The following is a 2,734-nucleotide window of genomic DNA, read 5'->3' as shown; positions in this document are numbered from 1 at the left end:
CGACGAGGCCGCCCTTGCCCTCGTACTCGATGGCGGGACCGAGGCCGCCGGCGGCGAGGGTCCGCCACAGGCGGCCGGAGAGCAGGGCGAGGTCCAGCTCGGGCCCCGGCTCCTTGTCCGACACGAGGATGTTGCCCTCGCCGGCCCCGGTGGTGCCGCCGGCCACGCCGCCGCGGTCCACGAGGATCACGCGCAGGCCGGCGGCGGCCGCGTAGGAGGCGCATGCGGCGCCCACCATCCCGGCGCCGATGACCACGACGTCACAGGCGGATCGCTTGCTCACCGCAGTAATATGTCACATACCTCTGATGCCGCCCAGAGGTCGTGACCCGAGCGCGCGGACGTGAACTCCGTTCGAAGCAGGCGCTGTTGAGCCCTCCGTCCGCAGGGCTCGCTCTCAGACCCCGGTGACCTTGCCGCTCGCCTGCAGTTCGTAGACCAGGGTGACCGTGCGGCGGCCGCCGGGCGGGAGCGTGACGTCCCAGCGGGCGATGCCCTCGGCGTCGAGCGCGTCGGGGGCGGGGGAGCAGGCCTCCTTGCGGAGACGGACCTCGACCTGGGAGACCTCGGAGACCGGAATCCGCTCCCGCACCGTGACCACGCGTTCCCCCGGTTCGTCCGGGGCGGAGAAGCGGGACAGGTGCAGCCGGACCGTGCGGGTGAGCACCGTCTTGTGGGTCAGGCCGGAGGTGTCGCGCAGCTCCTGCGTCTCCCGGATCACCCGGTACGTGTCCGCGCTGCCGAACGCCAGCTCGGCGGGGGCGCCCGGCGCGGTGAAGGCCAGGGTGCCACGGCCGGTGAAGCCACTGCCGCGCACCAGCTCCACGGGCCCGGCGAGCAGCGCGTGGCCCGAGGAGTTGGTGAACCGCACCACCTCCGTGACCAGCGGGGAGAGTTCGGGCGCGCAGGCGTACTCGCTGTGCGCGGCGGTGACGGAGGTGGTGAGCGGCACCCGGTGGGCGCGCCCGTCGCCGGGCACCGACACCGGAGCGCCGGCGTGCAGGACGCGGGCCTCGCCGCCGTCGTCCACGCCCGGCAGACCCGGGACCGGCCGCGGTCCGAGCTCGGCGATCTCCTCCTCGCGCAACTCCACGTCGACCGTGCGGCGTTCGTCGGCCGACCGGTCCCGCAGGGTGAGCCGGTCCGCGACGAGTTCCGGCGGGCTCGTGGCCCGGGCCGAGCGGGCCGTGGACAGCGTCAGGTGGACGTCGGACCAGTCCTCGCCGGTGCGCTGCCACACCATCGCGTCGGTCTGCAGGGCCAGTTCGCCACCGCCGACGGTCGCACGGTAGGCGGGGCGCCACGCGACGCAGGGCGTGAGATGGCCGAGGCGCACCGTGGCCGTCCCCGCGGTCGCCGCCCGTACGGTCAGTTCGACGTGGGCGGTCAGTTCGGCCGGGGTCTGCTCGGCGAGGTGCAGGGCCTGCTCGGTGCGGCTCAGCTCGGCCGCGAGGGAACGCAACCTCCGCTCCACGGTGTGGAGTTCGTCCTCGTGCGTATCGCGCTCGGCGTGCACCCGGTCCAGCTCATGGGCCCAGCGGGCAGGTTCGGCCTCGCCGTGGCCCGTCCCTTCGCCGATGTCGCGCAGCAGGTCGGCAGTGAGTCCGCCGAGCAGGTCGAGGCGGGCCCGGAGCCGGTCGCGCCGTTGTTCGAGCCCGCGTTGTTCCTCCGTCAGGGCGTGGGCGTGCCGGCGCAGGGCGGAGTCGTCGTCGGTCGGCGGCTGCGGGGCGCGCGGTGTCCACGCGCGCACCAGCCGCACGTCGAGGACGGCGGCGTCCGGCGCTCCGGTGAGTGCGGCGTGCAGGCTGCGGTCGACGGCGAGCGCGCTGACCGGGCCGAGGAGCAGCCGCTGGTCACCGGCGGTCACCTGCACGGTGGCGGTGCGCTCGACGTGGGCGCGGTCCTCCATGCAGGTCACCGAGGTGACCGGCAGGGGAGTCGGCGCTGCGGGCTGCGATGAGGTCGGCGGTGTGTGCATGGCGGGTGTCAGCTCCTCCGGTTGCCGCCGTCGAGGGCCTTGGCGGCCGGGATACGGATCTCGTAGCCGCCTTCGAGCACGGTGGTGGAACCCGCGGGCAGCTCCACGCGCCGCACACGGGTGCCGGGCGCGTGCTCCCGTGCCCCCTCGGTGCCGTCCGCGGGGCGTGTCCACTCGCCCCGTTCCTCGATGCGGACATCGGAGTCCGAGGTGACGGGGACGCGTTCGCGGACCTCGACGGTGACCGGCCGGGTGAGCCGGTTGGCGAGTTCCACGTGGACCCGGTGGTCCAGCACCGTCGTCGTCCCGCGCAGGCCCGTGGTCGTCTCGCGCAGTTCGGTGCGGCGGGCGGCGCGCAGCGCCTCGGCAGGACCGAGCCCCACCCGGCCGGTGCCGCCGGGCGCGAGGGTGGGCAGTGCCGTGGTCGGCAGATGATCGCCGTCGACCGTGATGTCGACGGGACCGGCCAACAGGGCCTGGTCGGTGGTGTTGGAGACGACCAGCGTCGCGTACACGGTCTCGTCGACGGACGGTACGCAGACGTACTCGGTGCGCAGGGCGACGGGGAGCCGGGTCACGGTCACGGTGTGCCAGGTGCCGTCGGAGGGGATGTCGGCGGGGGCCGAGGCGTCGTAGCGGTGGTCGAAGGAGCCGGCCGACACGCGGGGCCGCACCGCGTGTCCGGGCAGTGCCAGCGCGCCGACCGCCTCGGCGCGGCGCCGGTACTCCCCGGCCACCGCGTCGGTGGGGGAGCCC

Annotated in this window: 3 protein-coding genes; all 3 read right to left on the bottom strand. The window is 74.8% G+C overall.

The genetic code is table 11. From position 1 onward, the window contains the following. On the bottom strand, positions 1-283 hold a 283-nt coding region (locus G3I40_RS13535), incomplete at its 3' end, for an FAD-dependent oxidoreductase (RefSeq protein WP_164302406.1). A 114-nt stretch (positions 284-397) separates the two neighbouring features. After that, a complete protein-coding gene (locus G3I40_RS13530; protein WP_164302405.1) occupies positions 398-1,978 on the bottom strand; it encodes a mucoidy inhibitor MuiA family protein in 1,581 nt (526 codons plus the stop codon). An 8-nt stretch (positions 1,979-1,986) separates the two neighbouring features. Further along, on the bottom strand, positions 1,987-2,734 hold a 748-nt coding region (locus G3I40_RS13525), incomplete at its 5' end, for a DUF4139 domain-containing protein (RefSeq protein ID WP_164302404.1).

It is taken from the genome of Streptomyces sp. SID14478 (assembly GCF_010548525.1).
In the GTDB taxonomy this organism is placed as follows: domain Bacteria; phylum Actinomycetota; class Actinomycetes; order Streptomycetales; family Streptomycetaceae; genus Streptomyces.
This window is presented reverse-complemented; position numbering and strand designations above follow the sequence as displayed.

Coding starts and splice junctions, on each gene's coding strand:
- G3I40_RS13530 (WP_164302405.1), bottom strand. CDS start 1,978: ATGCACACACCGCCGACCTCATCGCAGCCCGCAGCGCCGACTCCCCTG.